Below are 23,095 nucleotides of genomic sequence, written 5' to 3'. Positions count from 1 at the left end.
TCTTTCATCTATCCGACTCGTGGAGATACCCCCACCCCAACCCTCCCCCGCAAGCGGGAGAGGGAGCCCACGCAGTCCCGCCGTGGCCACCACAAACTTCCCGGGTTAACGCTTTGATCCGCCTCGCTTTGCCTTGCCTCCGCCACACCGTTAGGGTAACGCCGCCGCGATGTGGGGATCGGGTAGGGGCCAGGCTCCACCGAGATTCGCGGTCCCGAGGGGATGGGATAGCTTTAAGTGTCTGAATTATTTGACGAAGTAGACGAGGAAGTCCGTCGCGATCAGCTCAAGAAGCTGTGGGACAAGTACTCGATCTTTATCATCGCGCTGGCGGTCCTGGTGGTCGCCGGCGTCGGTGGCTGGCGCGGCTACCAATATCTCGAGGCCAAGAAGGCAGCCGAGGCCGGTGCGGCGTTCGACCGCGCCATCGAGCTGTCGGACCAGAGCAAGCACGCCGAGGCTGAGGCCGCCTTTGCCGATTTGATCACCAAGGCGCCGTCCGGGTACCGCAACCTGGCGCGGCTGCGCATGGCCGCCGAGGTCGCGACCCGCGATCAGCCGGCCGCCGCGAAGCTCTATGACGAGATCGCAGCCGACCGCAGCGTCGGCGGTCCGGAGCAGGATCTGGCGCGGATCCGCGCCGCGCAGATCGTGATGGACACCACGACCTATCCGAACATGCTGCAACGGCTCGAGGCGATGGCAACGTCGAAGGATTCGACGTTCCGCCATTCCGCGCGCGAGTTGCTGGCGCTGTCGGCGTGGCACGCCAACGATGCCACCGCCGCGCGGAAGTGGCTCGACCAGATTGCCAATGACGGCGAGACGCCGCCGAGCATGCGCTCGCGCGCCGAAGCGCTGCAGGCCCTGTTGCCGCCGGTCGCGAAAAGCTGATCCGGCGCGAAACCCGAGTTTGAGTGAGAGATCGACCATGCGCCGCTCGCAACGCCTGATCGCAGCCGCAGTTCTGACCGCGCTTTGCAGCGCGCTGGCGGGCTGCGGCGGTGGCGGCATGGCCAATTTCGACCCCAGCGATTTGCTCGACTTCCTCGACACCAAGAAGAAGCTGGCCGGCGACCGCAAGCCGGTCTTCCCCGAAGGCGTGCCCGGGCTCGAGCAGGGCGTGCCGAAGGAATTGTACAAGGGCTCGCAGCAGGAGCAGCTCGACCAGCAGAACGCCGCGGCAGCGGCCGCCGCCCAGCCGGCGCCGCCACCCGAGCCGCCGAAGGGCGCCAAGAAGCGTACCAAGCGGGCAGCGCCGGCCGCGGACCAGGCGGCCGCCCCCGACGCCGCAGCGCCGGAAGAGGGCGCGCCCGCCGCGCTGCCGCCGGAGCCGAAGCCGAAGAAGATCGTCCGCCGCCGCACTACGGCGCCGCCGGCCGACGACCAGCAGGCGCAGCCTGCGGCACCGGCCCAGCAGCAGACCCAGACCACGCAACAATCCGGCGGCGCGTTCCCCGCGCCGCTACCGAGCGGCGGATTTAGCCGCTAGGGCATGATCCGGAAAAGTGCGAAGCGGTTTTCCGAAAAGATCATGCTAAAACAAGAATCTAGAGCGCGATGACGGTTCAACCCAATCTCGTCGCGCGTTAGGCTCCTGCTTCAATTCATTGACGCGCGCCGCGCCGCGGCGCCGGGATCATCCATGTCTTTCACGATCGCCATTATCGGCCGGCCCAATGTCGGAAAGTCGACGCTGTTCAACCGGCTGGTCGGCCAGAAGCTCGCACTGGTCGACGACGAGCCGGGAGTCACGCGCGACCGCCGCGAGGGCCAGGCCAAGCTCTACGACCTCGACTTCACCATCATCGACACCGCGGGGCTCGACGAGGGCGCCAAGGGTTCGCTGACGGCGCGGATGCAGGAGCAGACCGAAACCGCGATCGAGCTCGCCGACGCCCTGATGTTTGTGATCGACGCCCGCGTCGGCCTGACGCCGACCGACCGCGCCTTCGCCGACTTCGCCCGCAAGGCCAACAAGCCGGTGGTGCTGATCGCCAACAAGGCCGAGGGCAAGCATGGCGAGATCGGCGCGATGGAATCCTACGCGCTCGGCCTCGGCGATCCCGTGCAGATCTCGGCCGAGCATGGCGAGGGCATGGGCGACCTCCACGAGGCCCTGAGCGCGCTGGTGCCCGAGGCGCCTGAGGAAGACGACGAGGTCGAGGAAGACGAGGACATCTCCGAGGAGGAGGCCGCGCAGCGCCCGATCCGCGTCGCCATCGTCGGCCGGCCCAATGCCGGCAAGTCGACGCTGATCAATCATCTGCTCGGCGAGGAGCGGCTGCTGACCAGTCCCGAGGCCGGCACCACGCGCGATTCCATCGCGGTCGAGATCACCTGGCAGGGCCGCCAGTTCCGGGTGTTCGATACCGCCGGCCTGCGCCGCCGTTCGCGGATCGAGGAGAAGCTGGAAAAGCTCTCGGTCGCCGACGCGCTCCGCGCGGTGCGCTTCGCCGAAGTCGTCGTGATGATGATGGACGCGCAGAACAAGTTCGAGGAGCAGGATCTGCGCATCGCGGACCTGATCGAGCGCGAGGGCCGCGCCATCGTGCTCGCGGTCAACAAATGGGACCTCGTCGAGCGCAAGCCGAACCAGATCTCGCAGCTGCGCACCGATGCCGATCACTGGCTGCCGCAGGTCAAGGGCGCGCCGATCGTCGCGGTGTCCGGTCTGATGGGCGAGGGCATCGACCGCCTGATGACGGCGATCCAGGAGGCCTATGCGGTCTGGAACCGGCGCCTGCCGACCTCGGCGCTCAATCGCTGGTTCGAGCAGGCGATCCAGGCCAACCCGCCGCCGGCCGTCTCAGGGCGCCGGCTGAAGCTGAACTACATCACGCAGGTGAAGGCGCGCCCGCCGAGCTTCGTGCTGTTCTGCTCGCGCGCCGACGCGATCCCGCGATCCTATCTGCGCTACCTCATCAACTCGCTGCGCGAGACCTTCGATCTGCCGGGTACGCCGATCCGGATCACGCTGCGCGAGAAAGCCAATCCGTTCGCGCACAAGCGCAAACGGCCGTCATGAGTGAAGCGGCGGGGACTAACGCTGCCGCGCCACTGGCACGCGGTGGTGCGGTGGTCTTCATCTTCATTACCTTGTTGCTCGACATGCTCGCGCTCGGGATCATCATCCCGATCCTGCCCAAGCTGATCGAAGGCTTCGTCAACAACGACACCGCAAACGCAGCGCGCATCTTCGGCGTGTTCGGCTCGATCTGGGCCTTGATGCAGTTCGTCTGCTCGCCGATCCTGGGCGCGTTGTCCGATCGCTTCGGCCGCCGGCCGGTGGTGCTGCTGTCGAATTTCGGCCTCGCCGCCGACTATGTGCTGATGGCGCTGGCGCCGAACCTGATCTGGCTGTTCATCGGGCGGGCGATCTCGGGCATCACGTCGTCGAGCATCTCGACCGTATTCGCCTACATCGCCGACGTCACCGCGCCGGAGCAGCGCGCCGCGATGTTCGGCAAGATCGGCGTCGCGTTCGGCGCCGGCTTCATCATGGGGCCGGCGCTGGGCGGCCTGCTCGGCGAGATCGATCCGCGGCTGCCGTTCTGGGCGGCGGCAGGGCTGAGCTTCGTCAACGGACTCTATGGCCTGTTCATCCTGCCGGAATCGCTGCCGGTGGAGCGGCGCGCGCCGTTCAAATGGAAGAGCGCCAATCCGATCGGCGCGCTGCGCTTCCTGCTTTCGAACCGGACGCTGGCGGGCCTTTCGCTGGCGACGTTCTTCGGCCAGCTCGCGCATGTCGTGCTGCCCTCGGTGTTCGTGCTCTACGCCACCTATCGCTACGGCTGGGACACCGGCACCGTCGGTGCCACGCTGGCGCTGGTCGGGCTCTGCGGCATGATCGTGCAGGGCGCGGCGATCGGCCCGATCGTCAAGCTGCTCGGCGAGCGCAACGCGCTGTTCCTCGGTCTCGTCTGCGGCGCCTTGGGCTTCGTGATCTTCGGCGCGGCGCCGACTGGCCAGCTGTTCTGGATCGGCATTCCCGTGATGGCGCTGTGGGGCATTTCCGGCGCGGCGACACAGGCGCTGACGACGCAGCTCGTCGCCGCCGACCAGCAGGGCCAGTTGCAGGGCGCGACCTCGAGCGTGCAAAGCATGTCGGAATTGATCGGCCCGTTCCTGTTCACGCTGACGTTTGCGTATTTCATCGGCGACAACGCGCCGCTGAAGATGCCCGGCGCGCCGTTCTATCTGGCGGGCGCGCTGCTGCTGCTTGCACTCGCCATCGCCGTGCGGGCGACGGCGGCGAAGACAACGGCTTCGTGATTGCGTGGGCTGAGCTGGGCGTATTCACAGATCCTGCCGCTGTCGCAACGTTTGCCGTTCTAGCGATCGAGCGCGTACTCGTGCACGGAAATCCAGGTTTCCCGGACGAGATTGACCAACGCCGCCATGAAGAAGCCGAGCGCAACGATAAATAGCACAGCCACACCATATTCGTGCCGCAGCTGGTAATATGCGCTGACGAACGCCACGATCACGAGCAAGCACGTCAATATCGCACTCGTCGCGGAGAACACGATCGCTCGGTTCAGCAATTCGGCGCGACGCCTCAGCTGGTGCATGTCCTTCTTCGACCCGATTTTAGCGCTCTCGCTGTCCGAGATTGCATTGAGCGCCTGGATCCGGTCGCTCACGCGGTTCATGCGGGCGATCAGCAGCGATACGAACCCGGCAACCGCTCCCAGAAGGAACGAAGGCGCGGTGACCTGGACGATCACCTGCGACAATTGTTCGACGGACGGAGTGTCGGGAAACAGCATCGAGCCCACCTCCGTCCATCGGCCGCCAGGTCAACGCGAGACTTCCTTCATGCCTGTCACCTTCCGCACCGGGGGCGGCTTCCAGGTTCCGTTGATGATCGACGGCGACTTTTCGTTCGGCCAGTACATGCGCAACATCAGGATAAACTTGCCCGCAGGTGCGGGAAGCCAGTTGCTCTCCTTGTCCGAACCTGGACTGTCCTTCTGGAAATAGAGTTCAACCGAACCGTCCGGATTGGATTTGAGGTTCTGGCGGGCACTGATCGACTGGCGGTTGATCGGATTGGGGACGAAGAAGTAGTTTTCGTCATACATCGTGATCGACCAGAAGCCGGCGACCGGAGGGAGCTGCCCCTTCGGAAAACGCATCACGTATTTGTTGCTGCCGACATATTCCTTGCCGTCGGCGTCCTTCTGCGATGTCGGATAGCACGCATCCTGAATTCGGTTGGCGCCAAGGCCGATTGCGGTGACAAAGGCACGGTTGAGATAGTTGGTGCCGTAGATGCCGGCTTCGCTATCGAAAGCCCAACCGTTCTCGTTTCGGATCGCCTTGTTCACCTTGAACTGCAGCATGATCCGGTCGAATGCCACCTGCGGGACTCGCTTGGCGAACGCCGCATCGAATTTGCTCGCATCAAAATCCTTGCCCGGGACAAGACCGATCTTCGCGAATTTGGCGACCTCGGATGCATCGGCGGCCGCCGGTGGATTGCGCTTCATCAGTTGTGCAAGAAGGGTGAAGTACGCCGCGGCATCCAGACCGTTGACCTGATCACGAACCGCCGTCTTCATGTCGACTGACGCATCGACCTTGCCTGGCTGGGGCGTATACGATTTGCCGTAGGCACTCAGGGGCGCAAGCTTGAACTCGTCCTGCGCGGCATGCACGGCCGCGTAATCCTCCGGCGTGCCAGTGCAATAGATGCGACCCAAAATCCAGACCATGCTGGTGGGAGACTTGTACTCCTTCACCCCTGCCGGAAGCGTTCCCTTCCAGCCCGGTCCTGTGATCGCATAGGTCTGCGGCTTCGTACCGGATGTGCGCTTGCCCGGCACCTGGAAGACGTTGGTCCAGCCATCCAGCATCGGAAACAGGAAGTAGCGGTCCTTCATGTCCGGCATGCTGATGACCCAAGGCTCGTCGCCTACGTCGATCCAGGCCGATGTGTAGAGGGTGTCGGCATTGGGCGCCGTGACGTCCCTGAAGCTGGCGTCCGGGTACTTGCGGAGCTTGATGAATTGCCCCATCGGCCCGCGTGTACCTTCCACGGAGGCAACGTTGGTCATGATCCGGCGGGTCATCTCCATCGTCACGAGCGGATAGCCGTAGATGTAGGCATCCTGGGCGAGCCAGAAATCTTCGCCGGCCTCCCATGCCCGGACAACCGGACCATCAAAATCGGCGTGTGCAGCGCGGGAAATCGCGACGGGCGTGGCTGCGGTACCCAGTAACGCAAGTGCTTGACGGCGGCTTATCGACATGGCGAGCCCTCCTAGCCTCTTGGGAGGATAACCGGATATCGGGACGAGTTCCACTTGCTCTTGATTTGCATCAAGGCGCCTTGTTGTCGCGCCTCGTCGAGGTCCGCTGCTGTCCTCTAGTCCGTCGCCGGCACCGAATGGTGCTCATGCGTGATCCGCCAGTCGCCGCCGACCTTGCGCAGGCCGGTTGTCAGCCTGAACTGGAACGTGGCGTCGGGCGGGCCGCACCGCATCACCATGACGGCAAAGGCGACATCTTCGCCGGCCGTGATCGCGATCTCCTCGATATTGAAGGCGTGGGAGGGGCGGTAGCACGTGTAGAACAAGTCCCACGTTTTCCGGTACTCATCCAATCCGCGCGACTGCAATGGCGGCGGAACGTCGAACATCACGATATCCTGATCGTGACGGGCGAGAATGCCCGGATAGTCGTGTCGGCGAACGGCGTCCGCCCAGGCTTCGATGAGCGTCCTGATTTCGGTTTCCGCCGTCTGTTTTGGCTGTGGCATGGCTCGCGTCTCCGAGTGCTGGCTGATCGATGCCTCGAGGACGAATGCGATAGCGCCGATCCGACACGCACGTTGTTTTCTGTCAGGGCGGGGCGGCGCGATGCGGCCGGAACGGCCCGACCTGCGGGCCGGTGTCGTTTTGGCTATTTACAAACCATCCGGTTGGTTTGTATAAACGGTGGCGAATGAAGATGCGTGCCTCGCTCCGGGGCCGCTCTGCCAGGAGGAGCATGGTGAACGACGAGGCCGCCGATATCTGCGATGAGTTGACCCGTTTCAGCGACGCGCAGGCGGCGCTGCTGACGTCGCGCAGCCTCGTCTATCTGACCGACCTGAAACTCGATGGCGGCAGGCACGGGACGATCGTCGCCGCCAGTTATGCCGATGCACAGTCTGTCGCCCGTGCGCGCGGGCGAGGGGAACGGGTGATCGGCCGGATGGCCCACGGCTTCCTGCACGGCCTGCGCCGGCGGCTCCGGAGAGTCTACGGCGGCGAAGGCGCTTGCGCGTGAGCGACCGGCATGCACCGCCCGAAGCTGTCGCCGGCATTTCGGGGATGTCATTCGCTCTGTCTGGCGGCATCGGATGCCGCGCTTGAGATTGACCAAGGCCGCTGAGATACTGTGCTCACGCGACTCCTTCCTGAGTAAGTAATCCCATGGACAATCCTTCCCGCTCGGAACGCTCCCGCAACGCCGCGCTCGACGCCGCGATCACCATCGTGACGCGCGATGGTCCCGGGCGCCTGACACTGGACGCGATCGCGCGCGAGAGCGGGCTCAGCAAGGGCGGCGTGATGCATCAGTTCCGCACCAAGGAAGCGGTGCTGCGCGCTCTGCTCGAGCAGCAGATGGCCTATTTCGAGGCGTTCTCGAACCGCTACCTTGAGAAGGCGCGCGAGACCACGGACCAGCCCGAACTGGCAGCGCAGATCGCAACGCTCAGGGAAGCGATCTCGACGCCGCGGGCAGGGGCGTTCGCGCTGCTGGCGGCGATGAACGAGAATCCCGAATTGATGGCGATGCCGCGCGATCAGGATGTCAAAAAGGTCGCGCTGATGAAGGCCGAGGCGCGCGATCCGGATCTCGCGTTGCTGCGCTGGGCGGCGGCGCGCGGGCTGCTGCTGAGTTCGTTGTTCGGCATGCTATCGCTGACCGAGGCGGAGCGCGACCGGCTGTTCGAGCGGTTGCTCGACGACAGCAAATGGACCGCGATGGAGCAGGGCGCGCCGGCGGCCGCAAAGCCGTCCAGGGCGACGGCGGCACGCGCCGCATCGGCGTCGCGCGCCACAAAGTCGGCATCGGCCCGCAAGCGCAGCTGAAGCTCCCGCGTTGCGCGTAAACACAACGCCGCCCAAGCGGAATATAATCGCTTGGCGGCGTTGGATCGGCACCGGGCCCCTGAAATCCCCCGGCGGCTGCTGCGGTACCACAAGAGATATCTCGGGTTTGTGACAGCGCCCGGCCGTCATTCGCGCTGCGCCTCACCAAGTCTTCACAACACTTCGACCGCCGCATTTTTTTCGTCGCGTTTCCTGCAATTGCAACTTTACAAACCGCCTGGTCGGTTTTATAGATCGTCGCACTGAGGCAAGGTCTGGCGGTGCGCTCACAGCGAGCCAGATCGGCAGTGACGGCCGCAGCCGTAACTTTAGCCCCGGACGCGGCTGCGGCCGAGCTGCTCTTCCGCTTCAGGGTCGGATGAGGAGATTGGAATGGAGAGCTCGATCGCCGTGCGCGGTCTGGGAGCGATGGCGCTTTGCGTCCTCGCGGGAGGATGCGCCGCCGTCACGCCGGTGGCTTATTCGGAGGTGGCCTCATCGGCCTACATGACGCCTGACACGTCGGATTCCTCGGGACGTGTGCCGTATCGCTATGCCCCGCCGGTCGACTGGCGGACCTACAACAAGGTCATGCTCGATCCGGTCGTGATCTATCGCGGCGCGGATCATCAGTTCGGCAACATGTCCGAGAAGGACAAGGAGACGCTTGCCGCCTACATGCAGACCCGCTTCGCCGACAAATTGCGCGGCCGCTTCACGCTGGTGAATACGCGCGGGCCGAACACGTTCCGCGTGCGGCTGACCTTGACCGGCGCGGTCGCCAACACGCCGGTGCTCGGCACGCTGTCGCGCTTCGACATGGCGGGCGCGATCTATAACGGCGTGCAGGCGGCGCGCGACGGCGAGGGCACGATGACCGGCTCGGTGATCTATGCCGTCGAGATGTTCGACAGTTCGACCGCGCGTCTGCTCGGCGCTTACGTCAGCAAGCAATATCCCAACGCCTACGACATCAAGGCCAGCGTCGGCGATCTCGCCGCCGCCACCACCGGCATCGACAAGGGTGCCGATGCCTTCATGGCACAACTGAAGTGAGGCGCGTCGCGCGCGTCCTGCAAATCATCCCGACACTGAAAGGTCCCGGACAATGAACTTTCTGGTTCGCATGTTTCTGCGCAGCCTCGTCGCCGCCTTGCTGATGAGCTCGACCGGCCGCGCCGAGACGATTACAGCCGATCCCAGCGGCACCTGGCTGACCGAGAACGGACAGGCCCGCATCCGCCTCGAGCGCTGCGGCAGCGCGCGCGACCGCATCTGCGGCTTCATCGTGTGGATGAAGGATCCGCTCGATCCACGCGGCCAGCCGATCCGCGACAGCCTCAACTCCGATCCCGAGAAGCGCACGCGCGCGCTGCTCGGCCATCAGCTGATCCTCGGATTGAAGCTGTCGCAGGAGGGCCGGTTCGACGGCGACATCTACAATGCCGAGGACGGCAAGTCCTATTCGGTCTCGCTGTGGCGCGATAAGTCCGACCGGCTGAAGCTGAAGGGATGTCTGATGAAGTTCTTGTGCCAGACCCAGACCTGGACGCAGACGCTCGACGTGCAGCCCGGGCAGCTCGTCGGTCTGACCGGCGACGTCGGCGGTCCGCGTGCCGACCGGGAATGGGCCTCGCTGCCGCCGCCGGCGAGGAAGGCGGCCGCGAAGTGAGACGCGGAGCAGGGGTGGCTAAAGCATGATCCGGAAGGGCACGCTCTCGCGACAAACGCAAGGCGTTTGCCGCGCGGAGGTCATGCTTGAACAACGATCCAAAGTGCGACGATGCGTCAACCCGATCTCATCGTCGCTCTAGTGCGGACGTCGTGATCGCTTGAGCTCGGCCACCTTGAACTTCCCGGCAGCCTGCAAGCTGCTGCACAGCCACCAGGCTCGGTTTCGGTACTCGCCCAGGAACCATTTGGTCTCGACGCAATCCACATAGGATTTGTAGGCGAGATTGTCTCTGCACGTTGACGAGAACGGTCCATACGCTTGTCCGCCCGCCGACTCGCTGCAGCCGACCCAAGGGTCCTTGCCGTGTGGGAGGCTTGACTCGCAACCACCGTTGCAATTGCTGGCGACTTTCTCCAGCGCAGCAATCCTGCCCAGGACTGAATCCGGTGCCGGGGATGGCGCTCGGGCGGTCGACGATGACGTCGAGGCGCCTCTCGATCTCCGGTGAGACGCCCCCGTATTCACCACCCGCGTCGGATGATTTTGCCTTGCCACCTGCTTCGGCGCTTCGACCGTGATGGAAGGAAGCGGCTTGGCGGTTTCTGTTGCGGTTTGCGATGCGGCCGGGCCGCACAGCAAGACGGTTGACAAGACAGCGACGGTCGAAGGCGCGACAAAGCTAGACAGCAATCTCATGATGCCCTCCCAAGCCGGGCCGGAAATGCCGTCCCGGTAAGGAGATGCTACCATACATTCCGCGTTCTGCCACCGTGGGTTGAGCAAGTATCTGCCGATGATCTGCTATGCGTATGACGGCAAGAGACCGGTCGCGTCCGCGTTCGAACTGGATCGCTATCGAGGCAAGGCGAACGCAAGCGCGATGAGGTTGGGTTGAATCACCATCGCGCTTGGTCTGTCGTGAGGGAAGGCTGCTTCGCAGTTTTCCGGATGATGCTCGAATCCGCCTTGCTTACTTCTTCACCAGGGGACAATCGCTGGCTTCGAGCGGCTTGGCGGCGTCTTCCGGCGAGATGGTGGCGATCAGCTTGTAATAGTCCCAGGGATATTTGGACTCTTCCGGCTTCTTCACCTCGAACAGATAGGCCGGGATGATGCGGCGGCCGTCGATCCGCAGCGGGCCCTTGCCGAACAGCGGATCGTCGGTCGGGATCTCCTTCATCTTGGCGACGACCTTGGCGCCGTCATGCGGATTGCCGCCCATCGCGTCCAGCGCCTTCAGGTAATGCAGCACGCCGGCATAGACGCCGGCGACCGTCATCGAGGGCATCGAACCCTTTGGCGAAACCTTCTGGAAGCGCTTCGACCACGCGCGGGTCTGGTCGTTCATGTCCCAGTAGAACGACTCGGTGAAGGTGAGGCCCTGAGCGATCTTCAGGCCCAGCGCATGCACGTCGTTGACGAACAGCAGCAGCGCCGCGAGCTTCTGTCCGCCCGCGGTGATGCCGAATTCGGAGGCCTGCTTGATCGCGTTGGTGGTGTCGCCGCCGGCATTGGCGAGGCCGATGATCTTGGCCTTGGAGGCCTGCGCCTGCAGCAGGAACGAGGAGAAGTCCGCGGTGTTGAGCGGGTGCTTGACGCCGCCGAGCACCTTGCCGCCGTTGGCGGTGACGACCGCCGCGGTGTCGCGCTCAAGCGCATGGCCGAAGGCGTAGTCGGCGGTGAGGAAGAACCAGCTGTCGCCGCCGGCCTTGGTCAGCGCCTTGCCGGTGCCGTTGGCGAGCATGTAGGTGTCGAACGTGTAGGAGATCGTGTTGGCGTTGCAGGCCTTGCCGGTGAGGTCGGCGGTCGCCGCGCCCGAGTTGAGCACGATCGAGTTCTTCTCCTTGGCGAGGTTGCTCACCGCGAGCGCGACGCCGGAGTTCGGCGTGTCGGTGATGATGTCGACCTTCTCGTTGTCGATCCAGTTGCGCGCGATGTTGACGCCGACGTCGGGCTTGTTCTGATGGTCGCCGCTGACCACCTCGATCTTCCAGCCCTTGGCGCGCAGTCCGGAGTCTTCCACCGCCATGTTGGCTGCGGCGACCGAATTCGGGCCGCCGATGTCGGCATAGAGGCCCGACATGTCGTTCAGCACGCCGATCTTGACGTTCTTGTCCTGCGCAAGGGCAGGGGTAGCAAGGCCGAGTGCAGCGCAAGCGAGAAGCACGGCATGGCGCCGTGCGAGCGTCGCCGTCATCAGACATTCCCTCCACTGTGATTTATCCGGGCGGCCCTCTTGTGGAGCCTTGTGCCGGTCGTTCGGGTTCCCGCTTACCCTGTCCGGGTGGATGCGGCAATCCGCATAAAGCCGGATGAACTGCGTCGAAGCGTCATCTCGCCGTCATCCCTACTTGAGCGCGTCCGAGGTCAGCTTGAACTTCTGGATCCGCTTGCCCTCGACCTCGCCGGTGTAGACATTGCCCTTCTGGTCGACCGCCATGACGTGCAGCAGCGCGAACTGTCCGGCATTGTGGCCGCTATGGCCGAAGGTGCCGACCACTGAGCCATCGTCGCGCTTCAGCACGCGGATCTCGTTGTTGGCGCCGTCGGCGTTGAGCAGATAGGTCTGCTTCGCATCAGGCCACAGCGCGAGATCGAACACGGCGCCGTCGCCGCGCGTGTTCTTCTCGTAGAACCATTCCCTGACGAAGGTGCCGTTCTTCTGGAACACCTGGATGCGGTCCTGGCTGCGATCGCAGACATAGACCAGCCCGTCATTGGCGATCTTGATGCAATGCACGGGATTGCCGAACTGCTCCTGCACCGCGGCGCTCGGATCGTAAGGCGGCTGCTTGTCGTCGGTGGGCAGCTTGCCATAGCCGCCCCAGTGCCGCTTGTAGGCCAGCGTGGTGGCGTCGAACACGATGACGCGGCGGTTGCCGTAGCCATCGGCGATGTAGAGCTCGTTGGCGGCCTTGTCGATCGCCATCTCGGCGGGGCGGCCGAGCTGGGTGGTGTCGTTGCTGTTGGTGCGGGCTGCGATCTTGCCGATCTGGCCGAGATACTTGCCGTCGAGCGAGAACTTCAGGATTTCGCTGTCGTCATCGGCATTGCCGCCGATCCAGACGAAGCCGCGCTCGTCGACCTCGATGCCATGCTCGCGGCCGACCCATTGATAGCCGTCGCCGGGTCCGCCCCAGGCGCGCAGCAGATTGCCGTCGACATCGAATTCGAGCACCGGCGGCGCCGCCACGCAGCATTTCGCGCGCGGCGGGGTGAGGCTCGCCGCCTTCTCGCCATCGGTGAGCGAGCGCGGCCGGTGCACCACCCAGATATGCCCCTGCCAGTCGACGGTGATGCCGCCGACCTGGCCGATGATCCAGTTGTTGGGAAGCTGTTTCGGCCAGGACGGATCGACCGCGAAGGTCGGGACGTCACCGGCCTGGGCCGGCGCGGGTGGAATGAGGAGTGAAGATGCGATGCCGGCGGAGAGAAACAATCCAGTGAGAATGGAGCGCGCGCGATTGAACGTCGGCGTCATGATGCCTCCCGAGCTTCTTCTTGGCGGTTGTCCCGCTTGGAGCGCAGTCAATCGCGGGGCGGGGAGGGTGTCAACCGGCAGTCGTCATTGCGAGGAGCGACAGCGACGAAGCAATCCAGCTGCCTGCACATGCCGAAAGATGGATTGCTTCGCTTCGCTCGCAATGACGGGGAAAGACCTACGCCGGCGGCTGAAAAGTCCGCAGCGTGCGGGCCTTGTAGTCGTAGAGCCTGCCGGTCTCGATCCACTCAGGCGAACACATCGGCACGATGAATTCAGCGGCCATGTCGGGCGTATCCAGCGTCATCGGGTCTTCGCCGGGAAACACCTGGGCGCGCATCCGGGTGCGGATCGGGCCGGGGCTGAACAGGTTGACGCGCAGCGGCGTGTTGGCGGTCTCGTTGGCCCAGGAGCGCACCAGCGCGTCCAGCGCCGCCTTCGAGGCCGCATAGGGGCCGAGATAGGCGCTGGCCTTGTGCGCCACGCCTGAGGTCACGAACACCGCGCGGCCGGCGTCGGACTGGCGCAGCAGCGGGTCCATACAGCGGATCAGCTGGAAGTTTGCGGTGACGTTGATCGCCATCACGTCGTTCCACGGCTTCAGCTCGATATGGCCGAGCGGCGACGAAGGTCCGGCGGTGCCGGCATTGCCGACCAGGATGTCGAGCTTGCCATGGCGCTCATGCAGCGCGAGCCCGAGCCGCGCGATGCCCTCGTAATCGGTGAGCGAGAGCGGCACCAGCGTGGCGCTGCCGCCGTGCTTGCGGATCTCGTCGTCGAGCTCTTCGAGCCCGCCTTGCGTGCGCGCCACCGCGACGACATGCGCGCCGGCTTTTGCCAGAGCCATGGCGGTCGCATAGCCGATGCCGCGCGAGGCGCCAGTCACGAGGGCAATACGGGAGGCGAGGGGTTTTGTCATGGAAGGGACTCTAACAAATCGTCGTCCCTGCGAAAGCAGGGACCCATACGCCGTGACGGCGATAATGGAAGAAAGTGCTCGTGTCTAATACCGCCACAGCCACGTAGGCCGGTGGTTATGGGTCCCTGCTTTCGCAGGGACGACAGCGGTGGTGGCGTCAGCTCGCCTCCGCCAGCAGCGAGAGCTGGCGCGGCGACGGCTCGGTTTCGCTCTGGTCGGTGAGATGGGTCGGATAGGCGCCGGTGAAGCAGTGGTCGGCGAATTTCGGGCTGGCGGGATCGCGCCCCTCATAGCCCATCGCGCGGTACATGCCGTCGATCGACAGGAAGGCCAGCGAGTCGGCGCCGATGATGTCGCGCATCTCCTCGAGCGAATGGGTCGCTGCCAGCAGGCCGCCGCGATCGGGGAGGTCGATGCCGTAATAGTCGGGATAGAGGATCGGCGGCGAGGCGAGACGGAAATGCACCTCGCGAGCGCCGGCATCGCGCATCATGCGCACGATCTTCTTCGAGGTGGTACCGCGCACCAGACTGTCATCGATCAGGATGATCCGCTTGCCCTCGATCGCGGCGCGGTTGGCCGAATGCTTCATGCGCACGCCGAGCTCGCGCACGGTCTGGGTCGGCTGGATGAACGTGCGGCCGACATAGTGGTTGCGGATAATGCCGAGCTCGAACGGCACGCCGGAATACTGGCTGTAGCCGACCGCGGCGGGCACGCCGGAATCCGGCACCGGCACCACGACGTCGACCTCGGGATGGCTCTCGCGCGCGAGCTGGGCGCCGAACGCCTTGCGCACGTCATAGACCGAGCGGCCGCCGACGATCGAGTCCGGCCGGGCGAAATAGATGTACTCGAAGATGCAGGGCCGCGCCGGCTTCGGCGGGAACGGCTTGTGGCTGTGCGCGCCTCGCTCGTCGAACACGATGATCTCGCCGGGCTCGATGTCGCGGACATATTTGGCGCCGATCATATCGAGCGCGCAGGTCTCTGAGGTCAGGATCGGATGGCCGTCGAGATCGCCGAGCACCAGCGGGCGAATGCCGAGCGGGTCGCGTGCGCCGACCAGCTTCTTGTTGGTCAGCGCGACCAGCGCATAGGCGCCCTCGATGGTGCGCAGCGCCTCGATGAAGCGGTCGATGAAGCGGGTGCGCTTCGACTGCGCGACGAGATGCAGGATCACCTCGGTGTCGGTGGTCGACTGCATCATGGCGCCGCCCTTGACCAGCTCGCGGCGCAAGGTCAGGCCGTTGGTCAGGTTGCCGTTGTGGCCGACCGCAAAGCCGCCGGCGCTGAGCTCGGCGAACAGCGGCTGCACGTTGCGCAGGATGGTGCCGCCGGTCGTGGAGTAGCGGACATGGCCGACCGCGGCATTGCCGGGCAGGCGCTCGATCACCTCGCGGCGGGAGAAGGCGTCGCCGACCAGGCCGAGGCGGCGTTCACTGTGGAAGCGCCCGCCGTCGAAGGAGACGATGCCGGCGGCTTCCTGGCCGCGATGCTGCAAAGCGTGCAGCCCGAGCGCGGTGATTGCGGCGGCCTCGGAGTGGCCGAAAACGCCGAACACGCCGCATTCCTCGCGGAGCGTGTCGCCATCTAAGTCGGGGTGGTACCGGAGATCGTCTTCCCGGAGATGTTCCTGCAATTCCGTCGGGCCGAGGTCGAGATCCATCTGGTCGGCGTGATCGGAAGGGGTTTGCATCTCGTTCATCGCCTCTCGTAAGGGCCCAAATAAGTTATCGGCCCGCGGGTTTCTCGATCAGCTTTTTCAAGCTGTCACGCGCAGGTTTGCTATAGCCATCACCCGACGCCGGCGTCGCCTGATCGTTGGTATCGGCCGCAGAATCGTCGTCTGGCTTATTCTTCTTGAACTTCTTTAAGATGGTGTTCTCGGGGTCGTCAGGCAAGAGCGACATCAGCCAATCCCCGGTTCCCTGCAGCACCACCCGGGACTTCGCGCCGGTCACCCAATCGGGCCGCTGCTTGTCCGGAACCAGCCAGGTGAAAAACATGAACGCCACGACCACGATCAGGAGGCCGCGGGCGAGCCCGAACAGGAAGCCGAGGGTGCGGTCGAGCGCGCCGATCCGGGAATCCAGGATCATGTCCGAGATCCGCACCGTGATCACCGACACCACGATCAGCGTGCCGATGAAGGTGCCGGCCACCACCACGACGGCCGCGACCGTGTCGTTATTGAAGTAAGTTTTGGCGGTCGGCAGCAGCTTGGAGAAAGCATACAGCGTGACCAGCGCGGCGGCGCCCCAGGCCGCGATCGACAGGATCTCGCGCATGAAGCCGCGCACCATGGCAAGCAGGCCCGAAATCAGCATCACGCCGAGCAGGACGAGATCGAGGATCGTTATGGGCATCGGCTGGTCAGGTCCGCTGGTACGTTTCGGTACGCTGTTAAGGGCTTACGCTGTTAAGGCTCTCGCGAATCGGCGTCTCGGTGCCGTCCTAACTGAGGCGCATCAGGGGCATCCGGCAAGGCCGGAGCGCCACCTGTCCCGCGCGGCGGATGTATAGCGGCGGGGGGCTGTGACGTCACGCCCGCTTTAGCTCGTCTCACGACGGAATCGGGCCGGTGTGGCATTTTTCTCAGCCGCATCAGTGCCCCGGGAGCCGCTTTGGTCGTCGCCCGGCTCGCGCCGGCCGCCTCTGGGCGTCCCGCGTGCCGCAATTTCCGCGACCAGCGTGGTCAGATTGCCGACGCTGTTGAGGGCAAGCCCCGCATCGCCGCCACCATCGCCGCGGGCCGATTCGGGCAGAATGGCCCGGCCAAAGCCGAGCTTGAGGGCCTCCTTGAGCCGGGCCGGGGTCTGCGCGACGGGGCGGATCGCACCCGACAGCGAAATCTCGCCGAAATAGACCGCATCCGTCGGCAACGGTGCATTCACCAGCGAGGACACCAGCGCTGCGGCAGCGGCGAGGTCCGCGGCCGGCTCCTGGATCCGCAGCCCGCCCGCGACATTCAGATAGACGTCATGTCCGGACAATTTGACGCCGCAATGCGCTTCCAGCACCGCCAGCACCATCGACAGTCGGCTCGGGTCCCAGCCGACCACGGCGCGCCGCGGCGTGCCGAGCGAGGTCGGCGCCACCAGCGCCTGCAATTCGACCAGCACCGGGCGGGTGCCCTCGATGCCGGCGAACACGGCCGTGCCGGGGCTGCCGAGCTCGCGCTCGGAGAGGAATAATTCCGAGGGGTTGGTGACTTCGCGCAGGCCGAGCCCGGTCATCTCGAACACGCCGATCTCGTCGGTCGCGCCAAAACGGTTCTTCACCGAGCGCAGGATGCGGAACTGCTGCGAGCCTTCGCCCTCGAACGACAGCACCGCATCGACCATGTGCTCGACCACGCGGGGACCGGCGATCTGGCCGTCCTTGGTGACATGGCCGACCAGGATGATGGCGGCACCGGTCTTCTTGGCGAAGCGAATCAGCGCCTGTGCCGAGGCGCGGACCTGGGTCACGGTGCCCGGCGCGGATTCCACCGTGTCGGTCCACATGGTCTGGATCGAATCGATCACGATCAGCCGCGGCACCGCGCCTTCCGACAGCGTCGAGACGATGTCCTCGACCGAGGTCTCGGACGCGAGCTGCACCGGCGCGTCGGCGAGCCCGAGCCGCTCGGCGCGCAGCCGCACCTGCGCGACCGCCTCTTCGCCTGAAATATAGACCGCGCGGTGGCCGGCGCGCGCCATCATGGAGGTGGCCTGGGTCAGCAGGGTCGATTTGCCGATGCCGGGATCGCCACCGACCAGCAGCACCGAGCCGCGGACGAAGCCGCCGCCGGTGACGCGGTCGAGCTCGGTCATGCCGGACGACAGTCGCGGCGCGTCCTGGGTCTTGCCGGACAGCGATTCCAGCGCGAACGTCCGGCCCTTGCGCTTGCTGCGGATCGAGACCGGCACCGAGCCCGTGGTGTCTTCCTCGGCCAGCGTGTTCCACTCGCCGCAGGAGTCGCATTTGCCCTGCCAGCGATTATACGCCGCGCCGCAGTTCTGGCAGACGAAGGAGAGGGTGGATTTGGCCATGAAGCAGGTGAGTCGCGTGGTCGACGATGCACGGCTGCTTAGCACGGAAAGCCTGATACGAGCGACATGCTCGATGGATCACCCGGCCATCCGGAAGAAATGCCGGGCGATCTGCTCCACTTCGCGCCACGAGGTCGCCAGATGTACCGCGCCTGCGTTGCGCAGGACTTCGTCGTGCCCGTCGCGGATATGGCTCGCGGCGCACAGGCCGATTGCGGTCATGCCGGCCGCCACCGCTCCCTTGATGCCGCCGGCGCTGTCCTCGATGACGAGGCACTCGGCGGGTTTTGCGCCGAGCTTCTCGGCGGCAAGCAGGAAGATATCCGGATGCGGCTTGCCGCGCGCGACCATGTCGGCGCTGAAGACGCGGCCGTCGAACTCCGCTTCCAGTCCGAGCACCGAGAGGCACAATTGCAGGCGCTCCATCGAGCTGGACGAGGCGATGCATCGCGGGATGCTGGAGAATTTTCGGATGAAGTCGGTGGCGCCGCTGACCTCCTTGAGGTCGCTGCGCAGCCGGTCCAGCGTGGCGCGGTTGAACGCGCCCAGGAAATCGGTCGGCACCGGTCTTCCGATCGCGGTCTCGATCTCGGCGAGGACGTCGACCCAGCGTTTGCCGGAGTAGCGACTGAGCGCCTGATCGAGCGTGGTCGGATGTCCGAGATCACTGACGGTCTTCGCCAGCACGGTGTTGGCGATGGCCTCGCTGTCGGCGATCACGCCGTCGAAGTCGAAGATCAATGCGCCCACGCTCGTAGCCCCCAAGCAGACGACGTCGTCCTAGCAGAACCGGGCCACCATGCGCGCGACACTTTCTGTTGCAGACTATCTCAGTGCCGCGCGCTGCCTCAGCGCGGCACCATGGGGAATCAGCGGGAGAAGACCCGCGTTCCGGCCTGCCATCGCGGCTTGTCGCTCACCGGGCTTGCGCCGATCTCCCACCCGACGCCGCCCCAGAGCACGTCGACGGCACCAAGCTCTCCGGCGGTATCGCGGACGTAAAACACATTCGGCTTGGAGCTGATCTCGAGGGAGCCGCTGCTGCCGTTGGGCTGCTGCTTCAACGCGCACCAGACATCGGCCAGTCTGCTCTCGTGGCCCTGACCCAGTTTGGCCAGGATCTCGTTGTCGCTGGAGGCTGCGCTCAGGTCGTAGGATTGCAGCGATGCGCCGCCGGCATCGTCCTCGATCTTGTTCGCGAAGCGCTTTGCGAATGTCGCGCCCAGCCAGGAGATCTTGACCGGAGCGTTCGACGCGATGTCTTCCTTGAAATGCTCTTTCGCGACGAATTTCTCGACGTGAGGAATCGCCGAGGTCGACGACGGATCGGACGGTTCCACGGCTTTCGGCTGCAGGGAACATGTGACGCGGTCAGCGGCGATAGCCGATTGGCCAGGTTTCGTATCGTCCGCGGCGACGCTGAAGCCTTGTGCTGCCAGAAGGAAGATCACCGACAGGGTAAGGCTTAGCTGACGCATCTTGTTATCCCTGTCTCCGCTGTGTTCGCAGAGACAAGGTAAACCACACCTTGTAGATGTAAATTAAAGATCGTGTTTCTGGTTAAGGATAAAAAGTAAGCTCAACTAAAACGAGAATTTGAATCAAATGCTCTCCGGCGCGTGGAACCCGAATCTTGCTCTCGGCCGCCGCGTCTAAAGCGCGATGAGAAGTCGCGCTTTAGATTCCTGCTTAAGCATGATCTTTTCGGAAAACCGGTTCGCACTATTCCGGATCATGCTTAGACGCGGATGTCTCGCCCGGACAGCAGCAGCGGAGGATTCTCGCGCAGCACCGAGCCCGTCGGCAAAGCGCGGCAGCATCTTGCCTGCGCGCGTAGCGGATCGCTCCAGCTCCAGCGAACACGCCACGACGGATTGTTCGCGTAGGCCGGAATGCGCCAGACCCAGATCGTTTCGTAAACGCTGTCTCCGAAGTGCTCGACGTCGGGCTTGGCTGTCGGCCACAAGGCCGAGCCGGCAACAGCGAACGTCACCGCCGCCGCGGTCGTGATCATCATCCTGCGCATCGCGTGTCTGCCTTTCTCGCCTGTCGGAGTTCCGACAACCCGCTCGTCCCAATCCTTCGACTTGCGATCCCGAATCCGTCAGGCGACATCAGACGTCGAGGTGCGCGCTCGATTGCGCACCTTGTGCTGCCTGACTCCTGGGGATTCGCATCCGGGTCGTCGATAAATCCCTGCTAGAGCAAAGTGCTTGTCCGCAAACGATCGAGTGCAAGTAATGAGCTTGTCATAAACGCAGTCGCCGGATGGTGGCAATCCGGATAACACCGGGAACCGGGCGCTCAACACGGCTCTTTCGGAGTACAACGTCCAGGCGCGTCGACCCCCGTAGAATCACGACATGCCTGCGAGCCTACGCCGCCATTGCTGACCATAGCAGCGCCGTGCCCGCCGCCAGCATGATGCCGTCCATGATCAGGCGGAACGATTCCGGCTTCATCTGCAGCACGAAGCGTTTGGCGATGAAGGCGCCCGCCATCAGCGAGGCGCCGGCGATCAGGCCTTTCAGCGCGATATCAGGCGTCAGCGCGCCGAATCGTTCGAAGGTCACCGACTTGCTGACATAGAGCCCGAGCGAGCTTGCCGCTTCGGTGGCGAGGAACGCGCCCTTGTTGAGGCCGTAGAACAGAAACAGCGGCACGCTGAGCGGGCCGGTCGAGGCCACGATGCCGGTGAGATAGCCGATGAGCGCGCCGCCGATCATCAGGTGCCAGAGACTGGCCTTGAGCTTGTGTTTGGCAAGCCAGTGCCGCACCGGCACCATCGCGATCAGGAACACGCCGATCGCGATATCGACCGCGCGCGAGGGCAGTGCGAGCAGGGTGCGCGCGCCGAGCGCTGCGGCCGGGACGCCCGTGATCGAGTAGGCGAGGCAGGCACGCCAGTCGACCTCGCGCCACCACGCCAGGATGCGCGACAGATTGGCCATCACGGCGGCAACCGCCATGATCGGCACCGCCTGCTTCGGCCCGTATTGATAGACCAGCACCGGCATCAGCATGATCGACGAGCCGGTGCCGACGATGCCTGAGATGGTGCCGGCGACCAGGCCGACGATGAGGACGAAGAGGAAGCCCACGAGCACTCCACGACGCGATCCCGAGCCACGCCGGATGCGTGTCGGAAGCCGTGGCGCAGTGTGGCCTCATGGTTCAGCGCGGCGCAAGGGCGCGCCCGAACCAGGGACGTGCCGTCACACGCAGCGTCAGTACTTCGCGACGACCGGGCCGCCGAAGCGGTAGTTGACGCGCACCGTCACCATGTCGACGTCCTGGCGGATGCGTTCGTCGTGGTTGAGCGGGGCGATGAAGACGGGATCGTAGGTCATGCGAACGGTGTTGGTCCCCATGAACAGATGGTCGTATTCGACCGCCAGCGACCAGTTGGGCGCGATCGCATATTCGGCGCCGGCGCCGATCGCGCCGCCCCAGCGCGTCTCGCTGCCGTGATCGGCGATGAAGCCGACCGGTACGCCGGGGCCGAATGCCGGGGTGATGAAGCTCTCGTAGCGATCGCTCACCACGGCCGCGCCGCCCTTCGCATACAGCAGGAAGGCGCCCCAGGAATAGCCGAGCTGTCCGGTGAACAGGCCGATGGCGTCGATCTTCGAGCGGTTGGCGAAGCCCGCGAACAATGGCGCGACCGATGGGTTCGAGCCGGAGAGGTCGGCCCAGTTGCCCTGTGCTTCGACGCCGAACACCCAGGCGGCCTGCTGCCAGCGGTAGCCGATCTGGCCGCCGGCGGTCGCGCCGCTGGCGGTGTGGCAACCTTCGGGGCCGGTGAAATTCAGGACGCCGAGCGCCGGATTGGTGATGGTGAAGGGCACGATGTCCCAGCACTTGCGGCTCCAGCCGCCGCCGCCATTGGCGCCGATATAGAAGCCGCTCCAGTCAGTGGCGGCGGCAACGATCGGCGGCGCCTTGGTGTACGGGCGGGCTGCGAGGTCGGCGGCGGAGGCATTTGCATTGCCGAGCGCAAGCAGGGATGCGGCGACGAAATACGTCTTCATGAGCAGCCCCAAATGCATGAAATCAAAATCGTCGCGATTGTAGTCGATCTACACGACCTCCGGCTGTACCCGGTCCGCCACATCCGGCCGCATTCGCCTGCCGCGAGAATGCGAAGCTGCGCCCCACACACATTGTCATCGCCCGGCTCGACCGGGCGATCCAGTACGCTGCGGCCTCTCGGTTCAATAACGACTGTCTCTGGAATACTGGATCACCCGCTTTCGCGGGTGATGACACCGAACTGCCTGCAGGTGAATCGGATTCCCACCGTCGTCCCTGCTTTCGCAGGGACGACGGCGTTATTGGGGCGGGAGCTTGCCACCGATCACTTCAACACCACCCACGCCGGCGCGTGATCGCTGGCGCCGTCCTCGCCGCGGATGTCGCGGTCGACGCCGGCTTTCTGAAGCCGCGGCGCGACCTGTGGGCTGAGCAAGAGATGATCGAGCCGCAGGCCTGCATCGCGCGGCCAGCGCTGGCGCTTGTAGTCCCAGAAGGTGAACATCTGCTGGTCCGGATGCAGCGTGCGGATCGCATCGCACCAGCCCTGATCGACCAGCGCCTTGAACGCGGCGCGGCTCTTTGGCTGGATCAGCGCATCCTTGTCCCAAGAGCGGGTCGGATAGATGTCGAACGGCGTCGGCGCGACATTGTAGTCGCCGGCCAGCACCACGGGGACGTCCTGCTTGAGCAGCTTGGCGGCGTGCGCCCGCAGCCGCTTGAACCAGGCCAGCTTGTAATCGAATTTCGGCCCGGGCTGCGGATTGCCGTTCGGCAGATAGAGGCTGGTCACGACGATGCCGCGCACCGCGGCCTCGATGTAGCGCGCCTCGTGATCGGCGGCGTCGCCGGGCAGGGTGGTGC

At 64.8% G+C, this 23,095-nt stretch carries 23 protein-coding genes; 8 read left to right on the top strand and 15 right to left on the bottom strand.

Going from position 1 to position 23,095, the window contains the following annotated elements; all coding sequences use genetic code 11:
• Nucleotides 1-237 precede the first annotated feature (237 nt).
• The 4 genes from QMZ05_RS33460 (at nt 238) to QMZ05_RS33445 (ending at nt 4,275) form a co-directional block, all read left to right on the top strand.
• On the top strand, nt 238-894 hold the full coding sequence (locus QMZ05_RS33460; protein ID WP_353704630.1) for a tetratricopeptide repeat protein: 657 nt from the start codon (nt 238-240) through the stop codon (nt 892-894).
• 37 nt (nt 895-931) lie between these two features.
• The gene (locus QMZ05_RS33455) at nt 932-1,492 is read left to right on the top strand and encodes a hypothetical protein (RefSeq protein ID WP_353704629.1); all 561 of its coding nucleotides are present in this window, start codon (nt 932-934) and stop codon (nt 1,490-1,492) included.
• 153 nt (nt 1,493-1,645) lie between these two features.
• Nucleotides 1,646-3,028 (top strand): ribosome biogenesis GTPase Der, encoded by a 1,383-nt coding sequence (gene der, locus QMZ05_RS33450; RefSeq protein ID WP_353704628.1) that lies wholly within the window; start codon nt 1,646-1,648, stop codon nt 3,026-3,028.
• The gene (locus QMZ05_RS33445) at nt 3,025-4,275 is read left to right on the top strand and encodes an MFS transporter (RefSeq protein ID WP_353704627.1); all 1,251 of its coding nucleotides are present in this window, start codon (nt 3,025-3,027) and stop codon (nt 4,273-4,275) included. The genes der and QMZ05_RS33445 overlap by 4 nt, the downstream gene beginning before the upstream one ends.
• A 59-nt stretch (nt 4,276-4,334) precedes the next feature.
• Here the strand turns inward: QMZ05_RS33445 and QMZ05_RS33440 are convergent, their stop codons facing one another.
• The 3 genes from QMZ05_RS33440 to QMZ05_RS33430 all read right to left on the bottom strand — a co-directional run bounded on the left by QMZ05_RS33440 (nt 4,335) and on the right by QMZ05_RS33430 (nt 6,766).
• A complete protein-coding gene (locus QMZ05_RS33440; protein WP_074126208.1) occupies nt 4,335-4,772 on the bottom strand; it encodes a DUF2721 domain-containing protein in 438 nt (145 codons plus the stop codon).
• Between the two features lie 30 nt (nt 4,773-4,802).
• Nucleotides 4,803-6,257 carry a DUF1254 domain-containing protein gene (locus QMZ05_RS33435; RefSeq protein WP_353704631.1) on the bottom strand — a complete coding sequence of 485 codons (1,455 nt, stop codon included), beginning with the start codon at nt 6,255-6,257 and terminating at the stop codon, nt 4,803-4,805.
• Between the two features lie 116 nt (nt 6,258-6,373).
• The gene (locus QMZ05_RS33430; RefSeq protein WP_353704626.1) at nt 6,374-6,766 is read right to left on the bottom strand and encodes a nuclear transport factor 2 family protein; all 393 of its coding nucleotides are present in this window, start codon (nt 6,764-6,766) and stop codon (nt 6,374-6,376) included.
• Nucleotides 6,767-6,996: 230 nt separating this feature from the next.
• On the opposite strand from QMZ05_RS33430, the gene QMZ05_RS33425 reads away from it, so the two are divergent.
• The 4 genes from QMZ05_RS33425 to QMZ05_RS33410 all read left to right on the top strand — a co-directional run bounded on the left by QMZ05_RS33425 (nt 6,997) and on the right by QMZ05_RS33410 (nt 9,759).
• Nucleotides 6,997-7,278 (top strand): hypothetical protein, encoded by a 282-nt coding sequence (locus QMZ05_RS33425; protein WP_353704625.1) that lies wholly within the window; start codon nt 6,997-6,999, stop codon nt 7,276-7,278.
• 146 nt (nt 7,279-7,424) lie between these two features.
• Complete coding sequence (locus QMZ05_RS33420; RefSeq protein ID WP_353704624.1) at nt 7,425-8,087, top strand: TetR/AcrR family transcriptional regulator; 663 nt, start codon at nt 7,425-7,427, stop codon at nt 8,085-8,087.
• A gap of 393 nt (nt 8,088-8,480) precedes the next feature.
• Nucleotides 8,481-9,143 carry a DUF3313 domain-containing protein gene (locus tag QMZ05_RS33415; RefSeq protein WP_353704623.1) on the top strand — a complete coding sequence of 221 codons (663 nt, stop codon included), beginning with the start codon at nt 8,481-8,483 and terminating at the stop codon, nt 9,141-9,143.
• Between the two features lie 52 nt (nt 9,144-9,195).
• Nucleotides 9,196-9,759 (top strand): DUF2147 domain-containing protein, encoded by a 564-nt coding sequence (locus QMZ05_RS33410; RefSeq protein WP_353704622.1) that lies wholly within the window; start codon nt 9,196-9,198, stop codon nt 9,757-9,759.
• Between the two features lie 973 nt (nt 9,760-10,732).
• Here the strand turns inward: QMZ05_RS33410 and QMZ05_RS33405 are convergent.
• The 12 genes from QMZ05_RS33405 to QMZ05_RS33350 all read right to left on the bottom strand — a co-directional run.
• Nucleotides 10,733-11,959 (bottom strand): ABC transporter substrate-binding protein, encoded by a 1,227-nt coding sequence (locus tag QMZ05_RS33405; RefSeq protein WP_353704621.1) that lies wholly within the window; start codon nt 11,957-11,959, stop codon nt 10,733-10,735.
• A gap of 150 nt (nt 11,960-12,109) precedes the next feature.
• On the bottom strand, nt 12,110-13,243 hold the full coding sequence (locus QMZ05_RS33400; RefSeq protein ID WP_353704620.1) for a hypothetical protein: 1,134 nt from the start codon (nt 13,241-13,243) through the stop codon (nt 12,110-12,112).
• 178 nt (nt 13,244-13,421) lie between these two features.
• Nucleotides 13,422-14,162, bottom strand: coding sequence for an SDR family NAD(P)-dependent oxidoreductase (locus tag QMZ05_RS33395; RefSeq protein WP_353704619.1), 741 nt, complete (start codon nt 14,160-14,162; stop codon nt 13,422-13,424).
• A 157-nt stretch (nt 14,163-14,319) separates the two neighbouring features.
• Complete coding sequence (gene purF, locus QMZ05_RS33390; RefSeq protein WP_146984715.1) at nt 14,320-15,831, bottom strand: amidophosphoribosyltransferase; 1,512 nt, start codon at nt 15,829-15,831, stop codon at nt 14,320-14,322.
• Nucleotides 15,832-15,895: 64 nt separating this feature from the next.
• Nucleotides 15,896-16,531 carry a CvpA family protein gene (locus QMZ05_RS33385; RefSeq protein ID WP_050425444.1) on the bottom strand — a complete coding sequence of 212 codons (636 nt, stop codon included), beginning with the start codon at nt 16,529-16,531 and terminating at the stop codon, nt 15,896-15,898.
• 186 nt (nt 16,532-16,717) lie between these two features.
• Nucleotides 16,718-18,199 carry a DNA repair protein RadA gene (gene radA, locus QMZ05_RS33380; RefSeq protein ID WP_353704618.1) on the bottom strand — a complete coding sequence of 494 codons (1,482 nt, stop codon included), beginning with the start codon at nt 18,197-18,199 and terminating at the stop codon, nt 16,718-16,720.
• Nucleotides 18,200-18,277: 78 nt separating this feature from the next.
• Nucleotides 18,278-18,949 carry an HAD family phosphatase gene (locus tag QMZ05_RS33375; RefSeq protein WP_353704617.1) on the bottom strand — a complete coding sequence of 224 codons (672 nt, stop codon included), beginning with the start codon at nt 18,947-18,949 and terminating at the stop codon, nt 18,278-18,280.
• Nucleotides 18,950-19,068: 119 nt separating this feature from the next.
• Complete coding sequence (locus tag QMZ05_RS33370) at nt 19,069-19,677, bottom strand: hypothetical protein (RefSeq protein ID WP_353704616.1); 609 nt, start codon at nt 19,675-19,677, stop codon at nt 19,069-19,071.
• Nucleotides 19,678-19,937: 260 nt separating this feature from the next.
• The gene (locus tag QMZ05_RS33365; protein ID WP_244485699.1) at nt 19,938-20,213 is read right to left on the bottom strand and encodes a hypothetical protein; all 276 of its coding nucleotides are present in this window, start codon (nt 20,211-20,213) and stop codon (nt 19,938-19,940) included.
• Nucleotides 20,214-20,574: 361 nt separating this feature from the next.
• A complete protein-coding gene (locus tag QMZ05_RS33360; RefSeq protein WP_353704615.1) occupies nt 20,575-21,300 on the bottom strand; it encodes a sulfite exporter TauE/SafE family protein in 726 nt (241 codons plus the stop codon).
• Nucleotides 21,301-21,426: 126 nt separating this feature from the next.
• On the bottom strand, nt 21,427-22,230 hold the full coding sequence (locus QMZ05_RS33355; RefSeq protein ID WP_353704614.1) for an outer membrane beta-barrel protein: 804 nt from the start codon (nt 22,228-22,230) through the stop codon (nt 21,427-21,429).
• A 326-nt stretch (nt 22,231-22,556) separates the two neighbouring features.
• A partial coding sequence (locus QMZ05_RS33350) for an exodeoxyribonuclease III (protein WP_353704613.1) occupies nt 22,557-23,095 on the bottom strand: 539 nt, incomplete at its 5' end.

This window comes from Bradyrhizobium sp. INPA03-11B (assembly GCF_040446015.1).
Taxonomy (GTDB): Bacteria; Pseudomonadota; Alphaproteobacteria; order Rhizobiales; family Xanthobacteraceae; genus Bradyrhizobium; species Bradyrhizobium macuxiense_A.
The sequence above is the reverse complement of the archived record's forward strand: the minus strand, read 5'-3'. Positions and strand labels throughout refer to the sequence as shown.